The sequence below is a fragment of the Staphylococcus sp. ZWU0021 genome, assembly GCF_000798895.1.
Taxonomy (GTDB): Bacteria; Bacillota; Bacilli; order Staphylococcales; family Staphylococcaceae; genus Staphylococcus; species Staphylococcus saprophyticus.
Genome location: NZ_JTLN01000017.1, coordinates 1 through 377 on the forward strand (window position 1 = coordinate 1; position 377 = coordinate 377).

A 377-nucleotide genomic window follows, 5' to 3' on the forward strand; every position below is an offset into this window, starting at 1 on the left:
GCTACTTTTTTAGTCATAATACAACCTACCTTTCAATTATATTTTAAAACCTAAGTACTATATACACTAGAAAAAGGAAGTTTAAACATAAAATGTTTTCTAATTTTTTCACAAACTACATGTGCATTTTTATCTGTTTAGTTTAATCTTATTTAATATTAATTGTAACTGATTATGCCTTTGTATGGGCATCTACAATATCACTACATTGTTTAGCAGCTTCTACAGGGTCATCAGCATTTGCAATGCCGCCACCAACAATAATTAAATCAGGATCTTCTGCAACAATGTCTTTAATTGTATCTGGTTTAATACCGCCTGCAACTGCTACTTTAGAATTACTAATTACAGATTTAACTTTACGTAAACTTTCTAAA

General features: G+C 29.2%; 1 protein-coding gene. It reads right to left on the reverse strand.

Annotated features, from left to right (window positions below; genetic code table 11):
• Positions 1-172: 172 nt before the first annotated feature.
• Positions 173-377 (reverse strand): orotidine 5'-phosphate decarboxylase / HUMPS family protein (locus tag L987_RS04255; RefSeq protein ID WP_047503197.1); only part of this gene is annotated, 205 nt, incomplete at its 5' end.